Annotated in this window: 20 protein-coding genes; 2 read left to right on the plus strand and 18 right to left on the minus strand. The window is 45.7% G+C overall.

What is annotated here, in order from left to right; genetic code table 11:
- Positions 1 to 41 precede the first annotated feature (41 nt).
- The 8 genes from MHH57_RS13920 to MHH57_RS13955 all read right to left on the minus strand — a co-directional run bounded on the left by MHH57_RS13920 (position 42) and on the right by MHH57_RS13955 (position 8661).
- Positions 42 to 824, minus strand: a complete 783-nt coding sequence (locus MHH57_RS13920) for an STM4013/SEN3800 family hydrolase (RefSeq protein WP_069010631.1) — start codon at positions 822 to 824, stop codon at positions 42 to 44.
- Positions 817 to 2157 (minus strand): STM4014 family protein, encoded by a 1341-nt coding sequence (locus tag MHH57_RS13925; RefSeq protein WP_069010633.1) that lies wholly within the window; start codon positions 2155 to 2157, stop codon positions 817 to 819. Before MHH57_RS13925 ends, MHH57_RS13920 begins: the two co-directional genes overlap by 8 nt.
- A gap of 67 nt (positions 2158 to 2224) precedes the next feature.
- Positions 2225 to 3067 carry an STM4015 family protein gene (locus MHH57_RS13930; protein WP_039271210.1) on the minus strand — a complete coding sequence of 281 codons (843 nt, stop codon included), beginning with the start codon at positions 3065 to 3067 and terminating at the stop codon, positions 2225 to 2227.
- Positions 3068 to 3290: 223 nt separating this feature from the next.
- The gene (locus MHH57_RS13935; RefSeq protein ID WP_039271208.1) at positions 3291 to 4757 is read right to left on the minus strand and encodes an efflux RND transporter periplasmic adaptor subunit; all 1467 of its coding nucleotides are present in this window, start codon (positions 4755 to 4757) and stop codon (positions 3291 to 3293) included.
- Positions 4758 to 4825: 68 nt separating this feature from the next.
- Positions 4826 to 6343, minus strand: a complete 1518-nt coding sequence (locus MHH57_RS13940; protein WP_061831583.1) for a DHA2 family efflux MFS transporter permease subunit — start codon at positions 6341 to 6343, stop codon at positions 4826 to 4828.
- A 15-nt stretch (positions 6344 to 6358) separates the two neighbouring features.
- Positions 6359 to 7012, minus strand: a complete 654-nt coding sequence (locus tag MHH57_RS13945) for an HlyD family efflux transporter periplasmic adaptor subunit (RefSeq protein ID WP_069010635.1) — start codon at positions 7010 to 7012, stop codon at positions 6359 to 6361.
- 357 nt (positions 7013 to 7369) lie between these two features.
- Positions 7370 to 8182 (minus strand): hypothetical protein, encoded by an 813-nt coding sequence (locus tag MHH57_RS13950; protein ID WP_069010637.1) that lies wholly within the window; start codon positions 8180 to 8182, stop codon positions 7370 to 7372.
- A 20-nt stretch (positions 8183 to 8202) separates the two neighbouring features.
- Entirely contained in the window at positions 8203 to 8661 is a 459-nt protein-coding gene (locus MHH57_RS13955) for a flavodoxin (RefSeq protein ID WP_039271202.1), read from the minus strand.
- 497 nt (positions 8662 to 9158) lie between these two features.
- Here MHH57_RS13955 and MHH57_RS13960 point away from each other — a divergent pair, with 497 nt between their 5' ends.
- Together MHH57_RS13960 and MHH57_RS13965 are read left to right on the plus strand one after the other, a co-directional pair.
- On the plus strand, positions 9159 to 10022 hold the full coding sequence (locus MHH57_RS13960) for a class I SAM-dependent methyltransferase (protein ID WP_028540694.1): 864 nt from the start codon (positions 9159 to 9161) through the stop codon (positions 10020 to 10022).
- Between the two features lie 9 nt (positions 10023 to 10031).
- Positions 10032 to 10778: an RluA family pseudouridine synthase gene (locus MHH57_RS13965; RefSeq protein ID WP_069010639.1), complete on the plus strand. Its 747-nt coding sequence runs from the start codon at positions 10032 to 10034 to the stop codon at positions 10776 to 10778.
- Positions 10779 to 10914: 136 nt separating this feature from the next.
- Here MHH57_RS13965 and MHH57_RS13970 read toward each other — a convergent pair whose 3' ends face one another.
- The 10 genes from MHH57_RS13970 to MHH57_RS14015 form a co-directional block, all read right to left on the minus strand.
- Positions 10915 to 12417 carry a DHA2 family efflux MFS transporter permease subunit gene (locus MHH57_RS13970; RefSeq protein WP_069010641.1) on the minus strand — a complete coding sequence of 501 codons (1503 nt, stop codon included), beginning with the start codon at positions 12415 to 12417 and terminating at the stop codon, positions 10915 to 10917.
- The gene (locus tag MHH57_RS13975; RefSeq protein ID WP_318627194.1) at positions 12401 to 12886 is read right to left on the minus strand and encodes a MarR family transcriptional regulator; all 486 of its coding nucleotides are present in this window, start codon (positions 12884 to 12886) and stop codon (positions 12401 to 12403) included. Before MHH57_RS13975 ends, MHH57_RS13970 begins: the two co-directional genes overlap by 17 nt.
- A 266-nt stretch (positions 12887 to 13152) precedes the next feature.
- A complete protein-coding gene (locus MHH57_RS13980; protein ID WP_318627193.1) occupies positions 13153 to 13623 on the minus strand; it encodes a MarR family transcriptional regulator in 471 nt (156 codons plus the stop codon).
- A 276-nt stretch (positions 13624 to 13899) separates the two neighbouring features.
- Entirely contained in the window at positions 13900 to 16362 is a 2463-nt protein-coding gene (gyrA, locus tag MHH57_RS13985) for a DNA gyrase subunit A (RefSeq protein WP_254325447.1), read from the minus strand.
- A 22-nt stretch (positions 16363 to 16384) separates the two neighbouring features.
- Positions 16385 to 18364, minus strand: coding sequence for a DNA topoisomerase IV subunit B (gene parE, locus MHH57_RS13990; protein WP_013310617.1), 1980 nt, complete (start codon positions 18362 to 18364; stop codon positions 16385 to 16387).
- 98 nt (positions 18365 to 18462) lie between these two features.
- Positions 18463 to 19452: an ABC transporter permease gene (locus tag MHH57_RS13995; protein WP_029518151.1), complete on the minus strand. Its 990-nt coding sequence runs from the start codon at positions 19450 to 19452 to the stop codon at positions 18463 to 18465.
- A complete protein-coding gene (locus MHH57_RS14000) occupies positions 19445 to 20521 on the minus strand; it encodes an ABC transporter ATP-binding protein (RefSeq protein WP_029518152.1) in 1077 nt (358 codons plus the stop codon). Before MHH57_RS14000 ends, MHH57_RS13995 begins: the two co-directional genes overlap by 8 nt.
- Complete coding sequence (locus tag MHH57_RS14005) at positions 20521 to 21468, minus strand: GDSL-type esterase/lipase family protein (protein ID WP_069010648.1); 948 nt, start codon at positions 21466 to 21468, stop codon at positions 20521 to 20523. The genes MHH57_RS14000 and MHH57_RS14005 overlap by 1 nt, the downstream gene beginning before the upstream one ends.
- Before the next feature lie 175 nt (positions 21469 to 21643).
- Positions 21644 to 22324, minus strand: a complete 681-nt coding sequence (locus MHH57_RS14010) for a TIGR00266 family protein (protein WP_342434229.1) — start codon at positions 22322 to 22324, stop codon at positions 21644 to 21646.
- Between the two features lie 227 nt (positions 22325 to 22551).
- Complete coding sequence (locus tag MHH57_RS14015) at positions 22552 to 23292, minus strand: CAP domain-containing protein (RefSeq protein WP_029518155.1); 741 nt, start codon at positions 23290 to 23292, stop codon at positions 22552 to 22554.
- Positions 23293 to 23372 lie beyond the last annotated feature (80 nt).

Raw genomic sequence — 23372 nt, forward strand, 5'->3', positions numbered from 1 at the left:
TTCTTGATATTTTACCAGTGCAATCTATACTTCTATTTGCTCTATAAAATAAATTCGCGGTAAGGCACATTCCAGACTACCTCATGCGCCAGACGATGTCCTTCATAGCCGTCTTCCCCATAAGCTGTACCATGATCGGAAAAAACCATGCAAAACGTCTTGCCCCGATTTCGCAAAGCATCAAACAAACGTCCAAGTTCACCATCCACATACCGCAAGGCTGCCCGTTGAGACTCCACTGAATCTTTGGCTGCGCCCTTCACAAAATAATGATTAGGCCCATGGATCGCTGATACATTCAGAAATAAAAACAAGCGCTGTGACGGGTCTGCATTTTCCAACAGTTTCAGAGCATGATTCACCTGATTCTCCGTCGAACGGGGGTTGGTAACACCAAAGTTCATACGCCAGTAGCTTTCTTGGAAATATCCAGGCAGCACCTTGGCAAGCTTATTTTTCTTTGTGAAAAAAATAACGCCGCCGATACAGATGGTCCGATAACCTTCACCCTCTAGCCCGGACACAATATCCGGGGCATCGAACAGCCACGTATGTGAATGCGTACGCAATCCCGTATCCTTGGTGTGGAACAGACGAATATGTGAAGTCTTATCTGTATTCGCTGGAGTCGGCAAAAATCCGCCAAAAAAAGCATGATGTGCAGCATAGGTAAAGCTACCCGGTGTATGGCGTTTTTCCCACGACCCGGAGCCGCACAAATTCGGACAGTTCTCTTCTTCCAGCTTTGCTACGTCATAACGCAGAGTATCAAGCGTAATCATGACAATATCATGAGAGCCGACAATTTGATTCATATCAGTCATATCTGTTTTTCCTTTCCGTACCCACGCTCCTATTAGCGAGGTGCTGCATTTCCCATTCATACGGATTCCAACCCTGATGCTCAACTCGGTACAGCAAATCACCGAACGGATTAACATCCAACACATAGGGATGACCACCATGAGCCGGAACCAGCACATCCAGTCCAGCAACCATGGAGGCTGGAAAAACACTCATAGCGGCTTTCGCCGTAAGCTGGACCGATTCCACCGTATTCTGCGGTAATCCGGCTTCCTTCAGCGAGAGCCGCTCATTACGCAAATGCAAATTCGTAATAGGGCTGTGGCTCAAACGTAAAACCGCATGGCAAGCTTCTGATCCGCACACGAGTTGGCGCACATCATAAACACGCCCATTCAAGGTTGCTTTGGGAATCCAGCGCTCCACATGTACCCCTTCCAGGCATAGCCAGTTAAGGATAGCATGAATGTCCTGCTTATCCGTATAACGACGCAATCGTCCGGCATTATAATACACGCGCTGTCCGTGTATGATTTCCGTTCCAATCGTGGTCACTGCCAGTTCCGCGTGTGTGTGGGGATGTACCTGATAGGCCATGACACCAGAAGCACCGGACCCACAAAATATTTTCACAAATACGCGGTGAAACCCGCTCTCCTTCATTGCCGTGTGCAGATCGACAACATCACGAAATGCACCACCTGAAGATGCAAGCACTGGTGGAACCCTTATATCTGCCTTGCCTAAATCGGCGCTACAACGCCGTTTGTCGAACATCACGGCAACTTCCGCCGGGTCGTTCATCCAGTGTGACGAGGGCCAGAGCAGAGCCACTTCATCCCGCAGCCAGGCCAGCAGACGGCAATAGCCCCGGAACCATTGTGCCGGGTGCCAAATACGACCGTGCTGCTCCTGCAGACATCGCGCTTCTGCCGCCGATATACCTGTGCCTTGTGTCCATTCGGGCCATGGCAACAGAGAATCGTCTCCCTCACCATCCGAGGCACCCAGAGCAATCAACTCACGCTCTACCTCAAAGCTTTCGCCCGGTGCATCCAGACGAAGCAGCGGACCACTGTCCATCTGCCCCGCCAGTAACTGATCAATGCTCTCTTGCACAAAGGAACTGCCATTCACGCTATCTTGCGTAGCTCGTGCAGCTATTCGCAACATCAGCTCGCTCAGACCTTGTTTCTGCCGAATAGCTTCCAGCACATTCTTATAGGAAACCTCCAGAGCGGGCGGAAGCATTAATCTGCTTCTCGCCTCCTGCAGCCCAGTAGTTCGACGATTTCCCGGATTACCGAACAAGATAAACGGCTCGCTGACATTACAGTCTGACATCCTAACCATAGAGCCGCCTCACTTTAGATCAATTTAATTTTGAAAACAGTCCGTTTTAGAAATCCATTTGTACAAATTACTCAGTCAGTGATGGATAGCGCCAATCATCTTCCTCATCCGCTTCTTGTTGATCTTCCACGTTCACAGATAGACCTGAGCTTTTCCAACGTTGCATCATTTCACTAGACATATAATGATAGCTCAAATCCAGATGCTTCAGCCCTTTTATACTTTCACTAGCCAGTAGCGCTTCTGCACCTTTATCAGACAACGTACCTTGTGAGAGATCCAGCACTTCCAATTGTCCAATCACAGGGGCATTAGCTGCTGCAATAGCAATTTCATCCTGTATTTCACTATCTTTGAGTCCCAAGTATGTAAGTTTGGGAAAAGGATTGCTGTCTAAAAACGGCAAAACATCTTTCAGGCTACCGTCAAAGCCATAGTTCTCGACACCCAAATACAGTTCCAACTTGCGCAGTTCAGGCAGTTCAGCATTACGTATTTGCTCAAGAACGCTCACAGGCAGACCACCACAGATAATAACCAATTCTTGAAGATGGTTATGACGAAGCGGCTCCAAGCTCAGGTCCTGGCTACCTTTGATATGAAAGGACTCCAATGCTGGAAACGCTTCTAACAATGGGGACAGATTCGTCTGGTTAATCCAGGAAACCTCACACTCATCGTATTCCATATCACCAATAAACAGTTTGCGTATCTTAGGGAATTGATCTTTGAGTTTCACTAACACTGGGATAAAATCCTCTGGTGAACTTTCATAGGCGCCGCCCCAATCTCCAATGATGAGATCTGTAACTTGCGCGCTCTCCGGCTTGGCTGCCAGTTCCTCAATAGATTTAGCCATCGTTTGGCCATTCTCATAAGCTTCATAATCCACTACCAATTTCACTTCCATCTTACAATTCCTCCGATCGCTTGTCTGAGATCTCGTAAACTATCTATTTCCAATTTAGTCTATCCTATTCTACCAATGTTCGTCAAAAATAGTCCCATATCGACATTAATCCTATGTAAAATTTGCTGAATGAAATAAAAACAAGACAGCCCCCTAAGCAGGCTGTCTTTGCATATTCATAATAAACTTCTACTATTATATAGTACGTAAGTTTAGAGCCTAATTATTGGCTAATTGTAATCGGTGAGTTATCGGACAGCAATGCCAGATTATTCACGATCACATTCTCCTCATTGCTCAAGCCACTGGTAACGAGTGTTTGTGAACCTGCCGTCTGAACAGTCTTCACTTCCTTACGTTTCGCATGGTCTCCGTTTACAACATATACATATTCTTTACCTTGATCCTTTTGAACTGCCGCAGTAGGAACCACAATTCCTTCTTGTGCATTGGCAGCGACAAAGCTGATATCAGCCAACATGCCGGATTTCAGTTTCGTGTCTGGATTCGCTACTGAGATTTTTACAGGATAGCCTTTTCCACTTGCATCCAACGGGCTTACATTTTTAACTGTACCTGTTGTTACAATGTTGGAAGCTGCAACACGAACCTGTACCTTGTCACCTGCTTTTACATTGTTGATCTGCTCCGCTGGAACATAGATCAATGTATTGACCGTACTCAGATTAGCGATGACCAGCGCAGGAGACTGAGCGGATACCATTTCGCCCACTTCTGCATTTTTCGTGCCCACAATACCATTGATCGGTGATGTAACAACGGTGTCATCCAATGCATCCTGAGCAATGTTCACATTCAGCTGAGCCTGCTTAAGAGATTGTTGGCTGGACTCGATAACCGCAGTATTTTGAGATACTTTGAGCTGATTTTGCGCATTACTGTAACCGCTATTTGCATTACTGTAGCTATTTTTTGCTGAATCATAGCTGTTGCGAGCTGTAGTTAGAGCCTTCTGCGCAGCTACCAGCTGATCTTGCGCGTTAGCCTGCGCATTTTGTGCATTATTGTAAGCCGCTTCCGCATTCACGACTGCTGTTTTGGCTTGTTCTAATTGAGCTTGGGTGCTCGCACCTGCATCAAATAGACTTTGTGTACGTGTTACATTCTTCTGTGCATCTGCCAAAGCTTGCTGCGTTTGTTTCACCGTATTGGCTGCCGAGGAGACACCATGTGTTGCTTGTTCTACGGCTGTAGTGGCTTGATTAATAGCTCCCTGTGCCTGATTGATTGCACTTTGGGATTGAATCACGCCACTCTTGGACTGCACTAAGCCCGAGTTTGCCTGAACCATCGTAGATTCGTGGGATGCTTGAGCGGTGCTTACTCCGGCTGCTGCCGCAGCTGCTGCGGCGCGGGCTTTCGCAACATTATTCCGCATGTCCTTATCATCAAGCTTGAACAGTACTTGACCCTTTTTAACCTCGGAGCCAATATCCACAGGCAGTTCAACCACTTTACCGCCCACTTTAGGCACGATGTTCACCGTCTCCGATGGTGTAACCGTTCCTGTATAAATATTCCCCTGTCCGATAATTCCCTGCTGTGCTTGGCTGATTTTAACCGGAACGACCATATCCTGAGCCGCCCCGCTATTACTGGAGCAGCCTGCCAGCACTGCGCCGCCGAGCACTAAAGCCGCTAATGTACTTTCTACTCTCAATATTTTCATGATAATTCCCTTTCTTTCTGTCCGTGGAAATAATGTAAGTCATCCAGTCGTATTTTATAGTTCCTTGATTAAGCTTCCGGCTGTGTCTTTGCTTTCTTCCTCTGAATAAACAAAAAGATTAGTGGAATCGTGCAAAACAGCGGTATGGATGAAATGAGGAACGTATCCCCAATCCCTCTTGATGTGGCATCTAGTGTGATTAAACTACTTATGGATGACATCCATGAGCTGCCCAATGTCGCTTGTAGCGTATGAGCCGAGTCTGGTGTAATGGACTCCGAAATTTGCTGGGCATGAGCAGCCGAACGGCTTTGCATAATGGCGGTTAGCACTGCAATCGCCATAGATGCAGCTACAGTACGTACCAGATTGGATGCTGTAGATGCATTGGCTACCTTGCTCGGATGAACGGCATTCATACCGACCGTGGATAATGGCATCATGCAAATACCAATTCCCAGACCCCGTAATGCCATTACGGTTTCCAACCAGGCATGCGAAGTATCTGGCGTAAGCTGGTGAAGATGATAGGTCATAAAGCTGGTTAGCGTCAGGCCCACAAGCCCCAAAGGCACAATTCCGAACTTATCGAACAGCTTCCCGGCAATAGGCATCATAGCCGCCATGGCAATGGCCTGTGGAATGAGGATAATACCAGTATCAATCGGTGACACACGCTGGATATTTTGCAAAAACAACGGTGTTAGGAACGTTCCTCCGTACATCCCCATCATGACCAGACTAGAGGCAATAACACTAATCGTATACTTTGAATTCTTGAATAATGAGATTTCAATTACAGCATTATCCTTGCCGCTTTCTACATAGATCAGAAAAACAAGTGCCCAGAAAGCAATAAACAGCAGGGATACAATTCCAAAAGAAGTCCAGCCATCACGCTGGCCGTTGGTCAATGCGTACAAGAGTGTTCCGGCACAAGTTGCGGCCAGCAAAAAGCCCGGTAGATCAAACGGCTTCGGCTCTACTTTAGGCGGCTCTTTGATTAGAAGAATAACCATTAAAATTGCAAATAAAGCAACCGGCACACTGACAATAAACAAGAACCGCCAGTTAAACCACTCAATCAAATATCCGCTAAGCGTAGGCCCTACAGCCGGCGCTGCCATTGCGGCGATCCCCCATATACCAAGGGACATACCGATTTGTTCACGCGGCATAATTTTGTAAATAATCGTCATACTCAGCGGCATAATAACACCACCGCCCAGACCAGCCAGCACCCGTGCTGCGATCAGGGAAGAATCACTCCATGCAAAAATACATATTCCCGTTCCCAGCGAAAATACGCTGAGCGCTAGAATCAAAAACTTTTTGTATCCGAGGCGCTGCTCCATATATCCGGTAATCGGTACGATTACACCAGATGCAAGCGTGTAACCTGTAATAACCCACTGAATACGTGTCGTCGTAGATCCTAAATCCGTCGTCAATCTAGGAATGGCGACATTGATCAGACTGTTGTTCAGAATGGCGACAAAGGCGCCTAAAACGATAGCGAAAAAGGCAAGCCAGCGTTCTTTGGAAGAATCTGTCGAAGGAGCAGCAGCAATATCATTGGCAGCCACATGGACCCCTCCTTTTTAAGGTGTATGAATTTTTACTTCCACGTTCGTTCCAGGAATAAGCTTCAGATCCTTCGGCTTGTTCACAGCAATCTCTACAGGCACACGCTGAGTCACCTTGTTAAAATTACCACTTGTGTTGACTGCAGGAACGAGTGAGAACACGGCGTTGGAGGCTTCGCCTACTTTACGAACTTTACCCTGAATCACCTGGTCCCCTGCTGCATCAAGCGTAATGTCAACAAGCTGTCCTGGTTTAATGCGGTTAATGTCATTTTCTTCAATATTCGTGGATACATACAAGCTGTTCATATCCACCATAGTTGCAACAGCACTACCCGGCGATCCGATTTCATGCTCTTTCGAATAAATCTTAATGACAGTTCCATTGATCGGCGCGCGCAGTACGGACTTGCTGATCATGCTCGCATCCAGCCCCGATACATCCTGCTCGGCAATCGGTTCATTACGCTGAACAACATCTCCTTCTTCCACATCAATGTGGCTTATTTCTCCGGAGATTTGCGGCATTACCTTATATTGATCGGCTTGAATGCGCGCATCGTCACTTTTAACAAAGTGTGTTGCTTGATACCAATAATAGTAGCCAATAGCTCCACCGCTCAGAACGAGCAGTACAATGAGGATTGGCAATACAGTTTTCTTACTCACTTCTTCCACCCCTGTTGTCCAAAAAATTTTTATTATTCAACGCTAATATTTTAAAATTGAAATATTAGGCCATTAAACCAAATGGAGAACGTAAATAAACACATGGCAACGTGCCATGCAAAAGACAGGACTTATTTTATGTACATAGGACAATCTGATCCATGGTCCACAAACCGTCTTTTATATTTAAATATTTTCATATAACTATTGTACATTGAAATATTATAGATATATTTATCTATTCAGGCAACATAAATTTTCAGTTTTTTCATAATTTTTTTTCATAAAAAAGAACCTTGTTTCCAAGGCTCTTTCACAAAAAGGGATAGTTTACAATTAAAGGGTTACACAATAATGTTAAGAGAAAGGCGTAGGTACAGCTGACCGTTGTTTGCAGTTTTTCGCCTCCTGTCCTTCCTTCGTGTTCTTATTCATTCTATTCCCTTGAGAAGCTTGCTTTTCCATGCAACCCCCGCAACGACAGCGTTCTGACGTCCCATGTACATCATCTTTGGAATCCCTCAATAGCCTCACATAATCCAGAGATTGCTGTAAAGAAGCAGGCCCCGGAATGAAGCGGACCTTCTTGCCTTCCAGCAGACAGTATACCTCAATAAGCTGAGGAAGGGCCCCAAATGCGTAATAACAAAATACATTTGTCATATGTTGGAATGTACTAATAACGTTAGGATTATAGTCAACGATGTACTTTTGAATGAGCAGGGAATCTGTTTCTGCTGATAGTTGCCAAGCAGCCTGAACAATAAGCGAAATATTGATCTCTAACTCAGGCACAGACGTACAAAATTGTTCATACAGCATCACAGGCACCATCAAGTCATTATTTAAGCCACAAATTTTTGACAACTCACCTGACACTTTATTTTTGACATCCCAATAATGGAACAAAGATTCAAAGCTGTCTGACTGCTTGGGCCACCATTTCTCCAGCACATACTGGACAGGGACTTCCCGCCGTACCTTTACTTCCATTCCAAAGTATTCGTTGAGCGCATGCCCTACTGCATATTGAACCCGTTGCCGCCAATTCCAGCCCTCACGCCCTCTTTTCCTCTGTGATTGACGGATTGGCTGTGGAGTTCTCCACATCTCCTCCAGCTGATAGTCGTGCAGAAGAGGAAAGCCGCTTAAGCTATCGCTATTGCGCATACCTATCCCTCACTCTCTTCTCAGGACACTTCAATACCAGCCTGTGCAAATTGTCTTCCGTAAGCTCGGCAATTCTCCTTATCATCATCCAATGGATTGAATTCAATCTTCAGACTCTCTTGAATGACCGATGCGCCGCGTTCTTTGACTTTTTCCTCTACCAAGTCCACTGCACCACAGAATTGCGTATAGGATGTATCTCCACTACCAAATACTGCCGTCTTTTTACCAGACAGATCAAGTTCGTCTAGTTCCTCGTAAAAATCCAAAAATTCATCAGGAAGCTCACCATCTCCCCATGTATATACACCCAGCAGGAACCCGTCATATGCGAGCAGTTCTTGCGCGCTGCAATCATACGAAGCCTTCAACTCAGCCTCATGTCCTGCCTGACGGACGCCCTCGGCGATCAATTCCGCAATTTCCTCTGTATTACCGGTCAAACTGGCATAAGTAATCATGATTTTACCCAAGTTCATCCCTCACCTTTATTTGAAATATGGGATGCTTTCACTCCCTGTTACTCAAATAATATTTGATAATGATTCTCATTGTCAAATGTTAATTTCAAAAACTAGGTTTAATCTTGGGGAAATATACGCAAAACAGCCGCATGACATGCGGCTGCTGGCTGAAAACCTATGGATAAGCAAATTAATTAGAGGCCTATTTAATGAAGTAGAATTTCAGCTGTGTTGATAAAAAAAATATTATGTACGTACAATTCATTCCATTTTCATTATTATAATAAAAAACGGATGGTTGTACGTACAAGTGGGATTGGCTTCATTTTAATATGGAAGCGCTATAATTACAAGTACATCCGAGAAAAAATATTTTAGACCAAGTGACTACTTACTTATTTATGTAATCATTCGATTGTTGCTGTGGTTTGTTGTACAATAGACTCCATATGGGGATTTCTGTGCAGCTTGCTGCCTGAATCCTGAATTGACTGCTGAAGGATGGATTGTACATGTATGTAGCACAAGAATGGAAAGACTATGAAGTAATGGATACAGGCGGTGGTGAAAAACTAGAACGTTGGGGTGATATTGTCCTGCGTCGTCCCGATCCGCAAATCATATGGCCTTTGGCCCAGGAAACAGCTGAATGGCGTAATGTTCATGGGCATTATCACCGCAGTTCCTCCGGTGGCGGCAACTGGGATATGAAAAAACCTATCCCTGAGCGCTGGACCATTAGCTATGGACCGCTTAAATTCCACATTAAACCGACCAGCTTTAAGCATACTGGTCTTTTCCCAGAGCAAGCAGCAAACTGGAGCTGGATGATGGATAAAATCAAAGGTGCAGGCAGACCCATTTCTGTACTGAACCTGTTTGCATACACGGGAGGAGCCACTACTGCTGCTGCGTATGCTGGAGCCAGTGTGGTTCACGTGGATGCCGCCAAAGGCATGGTACAGTGGGCAAAGGAAAACGTTCAATTGTCCGGTCTGGCTGACCGTCCGGTACGTTTCATTACGGACGACGTATTCAAGTTCGTGCAACGAGAACAACGTCGGGGCAACCGTTATGATGCCATTATTATGGACCCTCCTTCTTACGGGCGCGGACCGAACGGAGAAACTTGGAAGCTTGAAGAAAGCTTATACCCGTTTCTCGAATCCTGCATGAGCATCATTTCAGATCAACCGCTGTTCATGCTCATTAACTCCTATACTACAGGTATTTCGCCTACTGTATTGCGCAACATGCTGAGCATGACAATGCAACAAAAGTACGGCGGCCAAATTAGCGCTGGTGAAATCGGATTGCCGATCACACGCTCGGGATTGAATTTGCCTTGTGGTATTCTCGGACGCTGGGAGGCTTAAATTCCTCTTATGACTCAAAATGAACTTACTTGGCATGAACATGCACAGTCGAACATCCCTGTCCTATATGAGGACAATCATGTTTTGGCGGTTGTAAAGCCTGTCAATGTTCCAACGCAAGAGGATGCCAGTGGTGATCCTGATCTGTTGTCTTTACTCAAGGAAGATTTAAAAATTAGACACAATAAGCCTGGTAACGTTTTTTTGGGTTTAGTTCACAGACTGGATCGGCCTGTAGGTGGAGCCATGATTTTTGCTAAGACGTCCAAAGCTGCTTCTCGCCTGTCAGAGTCGGTTCGAAGTCGTCATTTTCACAAACTGTATACAGCCGTTCTGAATGGCGTTCCTACGGCCCCGCAAGGCCGTCTGACCCATTACCTGCTAAAGGATAGTCGAACCAACACGGTTCAAACGGTTCGGCCTGGCACGGCTGGTGCGAAGGAAGCCATTTTGGAGTATCGCGTAATCGGACAAGCAGATGGACTCAGTCTCGTGCAGATTAAGTTGCACACCGGACGCTCACACCAAATTCGTGTGCAAATGCAGGCGATCGGCTGTCCCCTCTACGGTGACCAAAAATATGGGGGTCATCTGAGTCGGCCCGGTCAACAGCTGGCGCTTTGGTCCTTACTCGCTGGAGCACCGCATCCGGTTAGCAAGGACGATATGAGATTTCACTCGTTACCTCCTGTCCAATTTCCATGGAATGAATGGCCCAGGTCGCTTTACGAGAACATGATTACGACTGAAATTTGAACCGAAAAGCCCTGCTCCATCTGGATATCTACATCCTCAATCCCCATTTGCACAAAGAACCTGCAATGCATGTTTGTTCACATGCGTTACAGGTTCTTTTTTGTAGAAAATTAAATTAATGCGTCATCTTATCCTTTTATGACGAGGAAGCCACGGACTGCCCCTTCTTGCTGTTTACCAGCTGTTGACGGGGATGGGCGTTTTTTGCATTCGTATTTTTGATAAAAAACGCTAAAATCAGAGCGGCCACACTCAACACTGTTGCAATGATAAAAGCCGAGTTAATCCCATAAATTGTAGCTTGATTGCCTGCAGCCAGCATCCCCACTTTATCCGTCACGGTTAGTCCCTCAGATGTAACAATCGACGTCAAACGGTTGCTGCTTTGTGTGGACATCACCGTCACCAGAATTGCCGTCCCAATTGAGCCGGAAATCATACGCAGCGTGTTACTCATCGCCGTACCATGTGCATTCAATCGTTGCGGAAGCTGATTCAACCCGGCCGTTTGGATCGGCATCATCAGCAAAGACATCCCGAACATCCGCACCGTATAATTAATTAACAGTGTCATATAGGTGGTTGTTTCGGTCAACCGTGTAAATTCCCAAGTTGTTATAGCCATGATCAGCAAACCAATTACAGACAACCAACGCGCTCCGATTCGGTCAAAAATAGCCCCCGTTACAGGAGACATGAGCCCCATCAGAATCGCTCCCGGTAACATTAGCATTCCGGACTGGAGCGGTGTAAAACCCCGAATATTTTGCAAATAAATTGGAAGCAATATCATACCGGCGTACAAAGCCATCGTCACAATCACATTAATGATTGTCGTCAAGCTGTACACATCGTATTTAAAGATACGGAACTCCAGCATAGGCTCATCTGCCTTCAATTGGCGAACAATAAACAAAATAAGCGCAATTGTCCCAACGATAAGCGTAGACAGGACCGGAATACTTCCCCAACCTGATGTTCCTGCATCACTAAAGCCGTATAACAGTCCACCGAAACCGAGCGTAGACAAAATGATGCCGGGAATGTCCAGCTTTGGCTTGGACTGCTCCGTTACATTTTTTAGAAAAATAAATCCGATCACAATCGAAATTACTGAAATCGGCAGGATGATCCAGAACAATACCCGCCAGTCATAATGCTGTACTATATAACCGGATAAGGTTGGCCCAATGGCTGGAGCAAAACCCATAGCAATCCCCAGGGTTCCCATCGCCCGGCCACGACGCTCTATTGGGTAGATGTTCAAGATAACGACCATCATTAAGGGCATCATGATACCTGCCCCCGCGGCCTGAATAAGCCGACCGATCAGCAATATGCTGAAGCTCGGTGCTATAGCACATAACAGCGTGCCGATTGAAAAAATAGTCATCGCACTAATAAACAATTTACGAGTGGAGAAACGGGCAATCAAGAACGCGGTCACCGGGATTAATACCCCATTCACGAGCATAAAGCCCGTGCTAAGCCACTGAGCTATATTGGCATCTATATTCAGATCACTCATCATTTTCGGTAAAGCCACACTGATCAACGTCTGATTTAATATCGCTACTATCGCGCCAATCAACAGAGCGGCCACAATGGGTGCTCTGCGTACATTACCTGGTAGTGTCATTTGAGGACTGCTCAAGTTGATTCATTCCCTTCGGTGTTAATTTCATAATCATTTGTTTATGGATATCCAGGACCATCTCTAGATGCTCCTTCGGAATGTCCAGAATGGGCAAGACGCGCTCCATCCACATGTCGTCTACTTTTTGCATGATATCTTTCCCTTCCGGCGTAAGCGTCAGCACTAAGGATCTACGGTCATGCTCATGCCGTCCGCGAGCAATATATCCTGCCTTGGTCAAGCGGTCAACCACCCCACTCATAGAGCTGCTTCCCACATGCGCTATGTCTGCCAACTCGGATAACCCGATGTCGGGGCGTTTATTCAGAATTGCCAAAGCCATATGCTGAATGGCCGTCAGATCCAAATGCTGCTCCTCATTCCAGAAGGCATAAAATATCGTTTTGTTAATCTCCCTTACCGATTGAATAATCCGGTACACCTCAAGTCTGTCTTCCTCTCTGTCACTCACTGAAACCATCCTTCTTTCTATTCCCCAATTCACAATCCATATACATAAACTAGCAACTATTTGCATGCGAAATGTTATTTATTTATAACTATTATTTTATCATCTCTTATGTAAATGTCAACATTCACCCAAATACCACCTATACTTCAACACAAAAAAGGCGCGGGTATGAATACCACGATAGGTATTTACATCCGCGCACTCCTACTTACCTTAAAATGATAACCTGCTGCGTACAGCTACTTTTCATGTAGCCACCATTCTAGTTATTCTGCTCGCTCTATTGGTTCCTTTACTCCCTCATTCTCACTTGCCGATACTGAAGTCTTCGCCTTCGTTGTAATTTTCCCCAACAAATAAACCAGCAAATTTTGATTGTGCTGAGAAATTCGGTTTAGTGCAGAACCCAGAAAATCATCCCGGATTCGCAATCCACGCTCTACTTCTTCTCTCCCTTGATCCGAGATAACAATCCATACAATTCTACGGTCCTTTACATCTCTGAAACGGGTGACCAGTCGATTCCGCTCCATCCGATCCAGCAGCATCGTAACCGCGGCTGGTGTGGTGGCGAGATATGGGATTAGTTGAGACGGTTTCATACGGCCGTATTCGTTCAAAACCTCCAGCACCGTAAGTTGAGCTTCCGTTAGTGATGGAGCCAGCTGCTGCTCCATATGAACCTTATAATCCTTAGCCATTCTGGACCAGATTTTCGCAAATTCGGTCGTTTGCATTTTGCCTCACTCCTTTAAATAACAGGGTCAGTAAAAGCATCAAAGTTACCGTATGGGCCACCGTCCGGATTGTATTTCATCACATTAAATTTTCGCCATTTAGCCCCGGTTTCCTGCCGTTTTTGAAGCATGAAATGAAAAGGGGAAGGAAGTCTCACCTGGGTTTTGAAGGCTGGTCAGAGTTCGACACCATGACGGCAAAAAGGTCCTCATTCGTGCCGGAATGGCACGAGAGGACCTCTCTTTTTCGAGCTAATAAGCGCTTGACTTTTCCTATTATTCTATAGACTGAGAAGCTTGCGGCTCACTACGCAGCAGCACATTCACAATTTCGTCCTTCTTCTCCACTGGAGCCAGCAGCTTGCCTGTATCTTTTCGGTCGGTCAAAGGAGCCTTTTCCGAAAGGAAGGACATCGTTTGTCCTTCTGCTGTGATTGCAAATAATTGAACAGCTTCACGGCAATAGAAGGCAGCCACGATTCGAGTTCCATTCGAACGTACTCGTTTGCCTTCCTTGAACTCAAAGGTGGTGATACCTTTGCCGCCTCTTCCCTGTGTAGGATAGTCCAACAGAAGCGTACGCTTACCATAACCGGACTCGGTCAGCACCAACACTTCTCCTTCATCCTCTTCTACCCATAACGCCGCGATAATTTCATCGCCCTCCGCTAGCTGTATACCTTTGACACCAGCCGAGACGCGGCCCATCGCATTAACCTCTTGCTCCTTGAAGCGTATACTCATACCCGCGCGGGTAATCAGCATAATATCCCGGGTACCCTCGCTTAACGTTACCGATAATACCTCATCGTCCCCTGCTACTTTGCAGGCGGCTACGGCACTAGAACGTTTTGTAGCATATTCTTTCAATTCTGTACGCTTTACTTGGCCCTTCTTGGTTACAAATACCAGGCTTTTGCCGATTTCCTCAATGTTTTTGAGCGGAATAACACTTACGATACGATCTTCCTTCGATAACGGAATGACGTTGACAATTGGAGTGCCCGGCTCTTTCCACTTATACTCTGGCACCTGATGTACAGGCAATAAAAAGTATTGTCCGCGCTGAGTGAAGACGAGCAATACATCCAGCGTATTCACATCAAGTAATTGGGTAACGTAATCCCCTTCTTTAACACCGGAACTTGAACGTTCCCCGCCTGAACGAGTGAATGACAACATACTTGTACGTTTCACATAGCCATCTTTCGAGAGTGTCAGCAACACATCCTCTGCTCCTACCATGACTTCCAGGTTTACCTTAATCTCTTCTACCTCGCCCTGGATATCTGAACGACGGTCAATGCCGTACTTTTCGCGAATTTCCAACAGTTCCTTGCGAATCAGGCTGATCAGCTTACGGTCACTTTCCAGAATAGAACGATATTGCGCGATTTTTTTCTGGATGTCACCCAGTTCTTTTTCAAGCGTGGTGATTTCCAGATTGGTGAGACGGTACAACTGCAAAGTCAAAATAGAATCAGCCTGACGTTCGCTAAAACCAAACATCCATTGCAAATTATTTTGCGCGTCCTGGCGATTTTTGGAAGCTTTAATGGCTGCGATGACCTCATCCAGAATGTTCAGTGCTTTGACCAAACCTTCTAGCACATGGGCACGATCCTCTGCCTTTTCCAGTTCATACTGGATACGGTGAGTGACAACTTCGCGTTGATGGGCGATATACGCTTCCAAAATGGACTTCAGTCCAAGCTGATGTGGCGCCTTGTTCACAATGGCTACCATGTTGAAGTTATATGCCACCTGTAGGTCGGTTTTTTTTAGCAAATAAGCTAAAATTCCTTCTGCATCGGCTTCCTTCTTCAGCTCCACAACGATGCGCAAACCATTTCGTCCACTCTCGTCACGAACCTCGGCAATTCCTTCCACTTTTTTCTCCAAACGGATATTTTCCATGGCGGTTACGAGCCTTGATTTGACGATCTGGTATGGGATTTCGGTAATGACCAGCTGCTGCTTACCTCCGCGCAAGGACTGAATTTCCGTTTTGGAACGAATATAAATGCGTCCTTTTCCCGTACGGTAAGCGTCCTTGATGCCTTCGCCACCCATAATGAGTCCACCAGTCGGGAAATCAGGACCTTTAATAAAGGTCATAATCTCTTCCAACTCAATCTCCGGCTTTTCCATCACAGCAATGCTGGCATCAATAACTTCGCGTAAACTATGCGTAGGGATCTCTGTCGCAAATCCCGCCGAGATTCCACTGGAACCGTTCACCAATAAATTTGGATAACGAGACGGCAACACAACAGGCTCTTTGGCCGAGTTATCAAAATTGTCCTTGAACAAAACCGTACGCTTTTCAATATCGCGTAGCATTTCCATTGCGATCGGAGACAAGCGAGCCTCCGTGTAACGCATAGCTGCTGCCGGATCATCATCCTGGGACCCCCAGTTACCGTGACCGTCCACCAGCACGTGACTCATTTTCCAGGGCTGTGCCATCCGTACCATGCCGTCGTAAATCGACGAATCACCGTGGGGGTGGTAATTACCCATTACGTCCCCAACGGTTTTGGCCGATTTACGATATGCTTTATCCGGCGTATTGCCCGAGTCGTACATTGCATAAAGAATCCGACGTTGTACGGGTTTTAATCCGTCCCGTACATCGGGTATCGCCCGATCCTGAATAATATATTTGGAATATCGGCCAAAGCGGTCACCGACCACTTCCTCCAGAAAAGCTGGCAAAAACTGCTCCGATAAGCTCATGTATACACCTCTTTTGATAGCACTACTCTACGTATTCCGTGAAATCTACGTTTTCAACGATCCAGCGTTTGCGCGGATCCACCTTATCACCCATCAAAGTGGACACCCTACGTTCAGCCTTGGCTGCATCCTCTATCTGAACGCGTAACAAGGTGCGTGAATCGGGATTCATCGTTGTTTCCCATAACTGATCAGGGTTCATTTCCCCAAGTCCTTTATAGCGCTGAAGCTCAAAATTCCGTCCAAATTCTTTTAAATAATTATCAAGCTGCTCGTCAGTCCAAGCATAACGCACCGTTTCGAGCTTACCCGACTTTCGAGTTATTTTATACAATGGCGGTTGAGCAATAAATATGCGTCCTGCATCAATAAGCTCTTTCATGTACCGATAAAAGAACGTCAACAACAGCACTTGAATGTGCGCACCATCTGTATCTGCATCGGTCATAATGATGATTTTGGAATAATTGCTGTCTTCCAGCGAAAACTCTGTTCCTACCCCCGCACCAATAGCTGCTGTAATAGCACGGTACTCATCATTCTTCATAATATCCGCCAGTTTGGATTTCTCCGGATTCATCGGCTTACCCTTTAGCGGTAAGATGGCCTGAATTTTGGAATCCCGTCCCTGCTTGGCTGATCCTCCAGCCGAATCGCCTTCCACAATAAACAACTCATTACGTGTAAAATCCTTGGACTGCGCAGGCGACAGTTTACCATTCAAATTGGAACTTTCACTGCGCTTTTTACCGGAACGCATCTCATCCCGAGCTTTACGTGCAGCTTCACGCGCTCTGGATGCTTGAACTGCCTTCTTGATCAAAGTTTGTGCTATCTGCGGATTTTCTTCCAAAAAACGCTGCATCTGCTCAGATACGATGGCATCCACTGTACTCCGTGCCGAAGCGCTACCCAGTTGATCCTTTGTCTGACCGACAAATTCAACCTCAGCCATCTTGACACTGATTACAGCCATCATGCCCTCACGTAGATCGTTGCCCTCCAAGTTTTTATCCTTTTCTTTCAACATCACCGTTTTGCGCGCATAGTCGTTCATGACACGAGTGTAAGCGGTTTTGAATCCCGTTTCATGCGTACCTCCGCCACGTGTCGGAATGGAGTTAACGAACGAAGCAATCGTCTCTGTATAACCCGCATTGTACTGGATGGCAATCTCTACTTCAATGTCTTCTTTCTCGGCATTAAAGTGAATAACGTCATGCAGCACATCCTTGCCCTCATTCAGAAAAGCAACAAACTGACTTGCGCCACCCTCATAAAAATACTCATCTGACTTTCCGCTGCGTTCGTCTTTAAGTTGAATACGAAGGCCCGAATTTAGAAAAGCAATCTCCTGAAGGCGTTCAGCCAACGTATCGTAGTTAAAATGAATGCCTGCCTGAAATACACGAATATCCGGTTTAAATGTAATTTTCGAGCCCGTCTTGTTAGTATTGCCCAGCACTTCAAGGCCTGTGGTCGGTTCCCCGACATGCTCCACGCCCTTCTTGTCCTGCCAATATTCAAACCGCTGACGGTGAATCTTACCGTCTCGGTAAATTTCTACTTCAAGCCATTCCGAAAGAGCGTTCGTTACAGACGCACCTACACCGTGCAGACCCCCGGACTTTTTATATCCCGAACCGCCAAACTTACCTCCGGCGTGCAAAATGGTGAATACAACCTGAGGCGTAGGAATTCCCGTTTTGTGCATTCCCGTAGGAATACCGCGCCCGTTGTCTGATACCGTAATGGAACCGTCCTTATGCATTGTAATATCAATGCGAGAGCAAAACTTGGCGAGATGTTCATCCACCGCGTTGTCTACAATTTCCCATACCAAATGATGCAGCCCCGAAGAACTGGTGCTCCCGATGTACATGCCCGGCCGTTTGCGAACTGCCACAAGCCCTTCGAGCACTTGAATGTCGTCCGCGCCATATTCTGAAGCTCCGCTTTGTGTGCCGGACACTCCCGCAGACAAGTCGATTTTGTCGACCATTCATGCTCCCCCTTTGTCTAATCGTAACCGTGTTTTGCCTTATTCTTGATGATTTTCACCAAAAATGCAAACAGATGTTTTCTTTTACCTTGTCCATTTTAATTCAATATATCCCGTTTCGTAAAGACGGCGAATGAAACAATCAATGCCGCAGCCCCCCAAATGCCCAGTACAGCTAAAGAAAAGGGTAAAGTCATTCCCTCAATCGGGGCGGGGCTTCCAGATAAATAATCGGTTAATTGGAGGTTAACCATAAATAAATATTTAGCACTCTGCCAAGACGAAGCCATGTTTGTCAAAATAGTGCCCGAAATGAGTGCAGCCATCATGACCACGATACTTGCCGCCGTACTTCGTACCAGGACAGATACCATAAAGGCTAACGAAGCTACCACAAGACTGACAAACCAGATTAATCCGGCTTGCAGCATCAGATAATGCCATTGTGGAATCGCATGTACAGCAGACAAATCCACCGTCGATCCAACAATTTGAAATCCGGTAAATACCGGAACATTAAAACCGCGAAAACCAAAAAACAAGCCTGATATCACATAGCTAATTACAAATACAGCCAAAATGATGAGCGAAACGAACATGTACAATGTCAGCAGCTTACTCAGCAGTATTTTCCACCGCCTGACTGGGCGGGTCAGCAACATTTTTATCGTGCCTGTCGTCCGTTCTCCTGAAACCAAGTCGGAGGCAATAGCCATAATCAACAACGGAACGAACAGATTTATGGAATTATCCATAAACTCTCTGGTAAAAGTGACACCACTCGGCTCATTCGGATTCACATCATTTTCCAAATAATATTGCATCTGCTGCACAAAGACCCGACGGTAGGTCTTCCATTCCTCGGGAACCCGGTCACTTCCCAGCGAGTTTTGATTATCGGTAATCGCCTGACGCAGTTCAAGCCGCCAATCATTGCCGAATTTTTCGCGATTGTTTTCTGCCACTTTCATCTGAGCGTACGTAAAAATCGGCACAAGCACAAGTAAAACTAGTAAAATGACATAAAATCGTTTCTTCTTGATAATTTTGAGTGTTTCATTTTGTACGAGCGGTAAAATGTTATTCAAGTATCTCACCTTCCGTCATTTTCAGGAATAGCTGCTCCAGTGTAGGGTTGATTTTGGTTACACCTTTAACGGAAATACCGGAAGCCGTCATTTGTGTCACCAGCTCCGCAATATGCTCTTCATCCATTTCTGTAAAAATTGCATCGGCTCCGCTACCTGCAACAATACTGTCATCAATTAATTCATCGGCGTTCGTAATCATTTGCACATGCGGAGAATTTTGCAATATGGCAAGACCCTGATCACGAGGCTCCAGTTGCCATACGGCCATATGTGAGTGCGTCTCAACCAGTTCTCGTACACCACCTACAGCTAGCACCTTTCCCCTACTTATAATTGCCACCCGATCACATAGCAGCTGGATTTCGCTAAGCAAATGACTGGAAACAAATACAGCCATGCCTTCTGCCGCTAGCAAACGGATAAAAGCTCTCATTTCCTTGATCCCCTTGGGGTCTAACCCGTTGGTCGGTTCATCCAAAATCAGCAATTTCGGTCTACCGAGCAAGGCTTGGGCTATACCAAGACGCTGGCGCATTCCGAGAGAATACGTACTTACTTTATCATGGATACGGCGATCGAGCCGAACCAGCTCAACGACTTCGCGGATACGCTGTTCGTCTACACCAGGCTGCATACGGGCAAAATGCTCTAAATTCTCCCATCCTGTCAGATAGCTGTACACCTCTGGATTTTCCACAATAGAACCAATATGCCGTAAAGCCTGCTCAGGGTCACGATTTACATTATGTCCACAGACAGTAATCGTCCCTTCCGTAGGCTTAATTAAATCGACCAGCATACGAATAGTCGTCGTTTTCCCAGCCCCATTAGGGCCGAGAAATCCGAAAATTTCACCCGCACGAACGTCGAATGTTACATCATGAATGATCATTTTGCGTTTGATACGTTTCTTAACGTGCTGAACAGAGAGAACTGTTTCGTTATTGCTTCTGTCTCTGCCTGTGCTGCCAACCTGATTGGCGGAATGGAAACTGGACACTGCATCCCTTGAGGTCGAATTTTCGGTTATTCCAGTCCCGTTCTTGTCAGCAGATTGGATGCTCATTAGTTGTTCCCTCCCTTTTTCACTTCAGCAGGTTGGATGCTTGTAGACTGTTGTTCATTATCCACTTTATCGGCATCCTTCGTGTTTGCAACTGCAAACCCTTGCGCGATACGTTCAGCGATTGCCTGATAGCCCTGTCCGTTTGGATGAAAATGATCGGATGATAAATAGACGGGCAAATTTTGCTGGAATAAATCGAAAGTTGGAACCAGAGTCATATTGCTGTTTTGGTTGGTAATTGCCATGGCAGCCAGATTCCATTCTGTTACCACAAGATTACCGGGAATTTTCATTTCCTGCAGATCACTGAATGGATTATATAATCCGACATAGATAATTTTAGCATTCGGATTGATTTTCCCTACCTTTGTCAGCACTTTTTGCAGACGTTTGGCGGCATCAGGCACAGCTTTACGCAAACCACTGAGTGTAGGCGGCTCTTTGCCGGTTTGGGCAGCCTGAGCCCCCTGAAATAAATCATTTCCGCCAATCGAGACCATAATAACGTTAGCCTTTTTCAACACATAAGAAACACCAGGCTCATCCAGCTTGGTCAATAGTCCTTGAGTCGTCAGTCCATTAATCCCCAGATTATTTATGAGCTGAGCCTTATGGCCTTCCTGATTATTTAACAAGCTCACCGACCGACGCACAAAACCACTTCCGGAGTCATCCCCCGTGCCTTTGGCTAGCGAATCTCCAATGGCAGCTACCCGAAACTCTCCCGTCTGATTAGTAGCGGATGGCGCAGTTTGTGTCTGCGATGTACCGGAATGTACAGGTTGAGTGCTAACCATTGGCTCTGGAGCCGTGATACTTTGTACTGCTGTAATAAATCCGTACAATAATAGCAATGTGGCGGCAATGGAAACGGAACCGACAGACCGCCAAATCCATTTTGATGAATTCACTCGTGTTCCCTCCTGATAGCTTAGTGAAATAAACATAAAGCTTCTTATATCATTTTGCAAATAAACCGTTCGGAATAAAAGCGCAATAAATGCTTAGAGTCACATATAATTTCCCATGAACATGCAAAAAAAGGATGGCAAATGGCCACCCTTATATTATACTTTCTTGTGCGAACAGTTTATCCTCTCTTCTCTAATCAAACGAATCAAACTATTTGCTATCAGGTATGAAACTTTTGATCCATTGTCCAAAACTTCCCGGATTTCGACTTTGTATCAGTACCGTTCCTTCACCGCGAAAACGGCATACAAGCGCTTCTCCACTCGTTACGCTGGACAACCAGCCTTTCGATGCTTTTTCAATTTTATAATCCATATAATCCGGCCATGCCACCAGATGAGCATTATCAATAATACGCTCCTCTCCTGGCGCGATATAAATGGGATGAATGGCTCCATAAGAGGATAGGAATACCGTACCTCGACCACTGATTTCTACGATAAAAAAACCTTCACCGGAGAATAAACCTTTCATCAGGTTTTGCATTTTGGTGCTAACCTCAATGCCTTCTGTACAAGCTAGAAAACCGTCCTTTTGGACCATCAACCTATACGCGCCATCCAATTCTACCGCTTGTACATCACCTATACTGGCAGGGGCTAACAACACTTCAGCTGGCCCACGGGCTGCCCTCAGTTCTTGAAAAAAGAATTTTTCTCCGCTTAGCATTCTGCCTAAACCACGTAACAGTCCACCGTCTACTGTCCCCTTTATATCTACACTGGAAGACATGGAAACCATTGCTCCCATTTCCGCTTTAATCATTTCCCCGGGGTTCAACTGCACCTTGAGCATAGCAAAGGCACCTTCATGCACAATTTCGTAGCTCATTTGCTCACCTAGCTTTCCATAAATAGTCTGCTATCCATTCAACTTGCTGCTATCATACTATAAATACGTCCCTTATGTCTTTTCTGGTATAAAGCAAGGGTTATGCCTGTGGAGGAATAAGAGACACCAAAAGACCCGCTGAACGTGTCAGCGGGTCTCCAGATTAACGTCATGCCACTATTTTTTCATAACAGCGGCATGACGTTTCGAACGTATTTACTATCATCTTAGTTACGTGTGAACTCTTGTACCCAATATCCATTGTAGTAAGCCACACCGATTTGCGTATATTCTGCCTTCAAAATATTCTCACGATGTCCCTGACTGTTCATCCAAGCTTTCATTACTTCTTGTGGTGTTTGTTGTCCCATAGCAATATTCTCACCCGCATACGTATAAGTTACACCGAACTTTTTCATCATATCAAAGGGTGAACCGTAGGTCGGAGATGTATGGGAAAAGTAATTGTTCGTGCTCATGTCCTTCGCCTTGGCTAAGGCTACTTCTGTAAGCTTCGCATTAGATGTAAGGGGCTTCAGACCTTTTTGGCTGCGCTCGTTGTTTACAAGCTTTACAACCTCAGCTGCAAATTGGGACTTGCTGAGTTGTGCATCAGATCCTGCAGACTGACCCGCGCCTGAGTTTGTGTTTTGTTTTTGGGCCTGTTGCTTGTTACTAGACTGCGAAGCCTTTTGGCTACCTTGTTTGGTTGTTGTTTGCTTGCCGGATGAAGGATTTGCTGTTTTGTTTTTAGCCTTGTCCTTTTCAGAAGCATCCTTAATTACGGTCTTTGTTATCGTAGTCGTCCCGTTGGACATATTGACGGTATATCCGTTATTTTGAAACCACTGTTGTAGTTGGGCAGTCAAATCGTCAGCTGGTGAAGCTGATGCCGGAACGATGAATCCTGCGGATAAAATGGCGCTTAGACTTCCCATCACAAGTGTTTTTTTCAACATATTCTTCATTTCGTCATCTCCTTGTTGTATAAATGCCTTGGTGTGAACGCGTCTGGTTACAACTTTGTAATCTTTACTCTAGCAGTATA

Source organism: Paenibacillus sp. FSL H7-0442 (assembly GCF_038593105.1).
Lineage (GTDB): Bacteria > Bacillota > Bacilli > Paenibacillales > Paenibacillaceae > Paenibacillus > Paenibacillus polymyxa_D.

Coding starts and splice junctions, on each gene's coding strand:
- MHH57_RS13935 (WP_039271208.1), bottom strand. CDS start 4,757: ATGAAAATATTGAGAGTAGAAAGTACATTAGCGGCTTTAGTGCTCGGC.
- MHH57_RS13955 (WP_039271202.1), bottom strand. CDS start 8,661: ATGAACTTGGGTAAAATCATGATTACTTATGCCAGTTTGACCGGTAAT.
- MHH57_RS13925 (WP_069010633.1), bottom strand. CDS start 2,157: ATGGTTAGGATGTCAGACTGTAATGTCAGCGAGCCGTTTATCTTGTTC.
- MHH57_RS13960 (WP_028540694.1), top strand. CDS start 9,159: ATGTATGTAGCACAAGAATGGAAAGACTATGAAGTAATGGATACAGGC.
- MHH57_RS14000 (WP_029518152.1), bottom strand. CDS start 20,521: ATGAGCATCCAATCTGCTGACAAGAACGGGACTGGAATAACCGAAAAT.
- MHH57_RS13920 (WP_069010631.1), bottom strand. CDS start 824: ATGACTGATATGAATCAAATTGTCGGCTCTCATGATATTGTCATGATT.
- parE (WP_013310617.1), bottom strand. CDS start 18,364: ATGGTCGACAAAATCGACTTGTCTGCGGGAGTGTCCGGCACACAAAGC.
- MHH57_RS13980 (WP_318627193.1), bottom strand. CDS start 13,623: ATGCAAACGACCGAATTTGCGAAAATCTGGTCCAGAATGGCTAAGGAT.
- MHH57_RS13930 (WP_039271210.1), bottom strand. CDS start 3,067: ATGGAAGTGAAATTGGTAGTGGATTATGAAGCTTATGAGAATGGCCAA.
- MHH57_RS13950 (WP_069010637.1), bottom strand. CDS start 8,182: ATGCGCAATAGCGATAGCTTAAGCGGCTTTCCTCTTCTGCACGACTAT.
- MHH57_RS14005 (WP_069010648.1), bottom strand. CDS start 21,468: ATGTTTATTTCACTAAGCTATCAGGAGGGAACACGAGTGAATTCATCA.
- MHH57_RS14010 (WP_342434229.1), bottom strand. CDS start 22,324: ATGAGCTACGAAATTGTGCATGAAGGTGCCTTTGCTATGCTCAAGGTG.
- MHH57_RS14015 (WP_029518155.1), bottom strand. CDS start 23,292: ATGAAGAATATGTTGAAAAAAACACTTGTGATGGGAAGTCTAAGCGCC.
- MHH57_RS13965 (WP_069010639.1), top strand. CDS start 10,032: ATGACTCAAAATGAACTTACTTGGCATGAACATGCACAGTCGAACATC.
- gyrA (WP_254325447.1), bottom strand. CDS start 16,362: ATGAGCTTATCGGAGCAGTTTTTGCCAGCTTTTCTGGAGGAAGTGGTC.
- MHH57_RS13970 (WP_069010641.1), bottom strand. CDS start 12,417: ATGACACTACCAGGTAATGTACGCAGAGCACCCATTGTGGCCGCTCTG.